At 55.6% G+C, this 432-nt stretch carries 1 protein-coding gene; it reads left to right on the forward strand.

Annotation, left to right across the window (positions count from 1 at the left end):
- Positions 1–141: 141 nt before the first annotated feature.
- Positions 142–432: recombinase family protein (locus KP705_RS21820; protein WP_215765273.1), on the forward strand; the 291-nt coding region annotated here is incomplete at its 3' end.

Consider the following 432-nt stretch of genomic DNA (forward strand, 5'->3'; position numbering starts at 1 on the left):
TCATGTGTCCGGAAGGGGATCGTTGGACGGACTGTCCCGGACAAGTGCAACACGTCATGGAATACAGCCGTGTGCTGTGTCTCATAAAGGTGGTACCATATGTTTTGCAGTCATGGGGCCTTATACGTTACACTTTCCCGTATGACACACATAATGATCGGCTATGCCCGCTGCTCGACGGACAAACAGGATCTCGCGGCCCAGCATGAGGAACTGCTCAAACTCGGTGTTTCTGCGGATCGTATTTACTCCGACAAGGGCTTCACCGGCACGAACCGGGAAAGGGCCGGCCTTGACCAGGCACTGGCGGCTGTTCGTAGTGGCGATACTTTGGTCGTACCAAAGCTTGATCGACTGGCCCGCTCTGTCCCTGATGCACGGCTTATTGGCGACAGCCTGGCATCCCGTGGCGTGAAGCTTCAACTTGGGAAC

The sequence above is a fragment of the Gluconobacter sp. P1D12_c genome, assembly GCF_018812105.1.
In the GTDB taxonomy this organism is placed as follows: Bacteria; Pseudomonadota; Alphaproteobacteria; order Acetobacterales; family Acetobacteraceae; genus Gluconobacter; species Gluconobacter oxydans_A.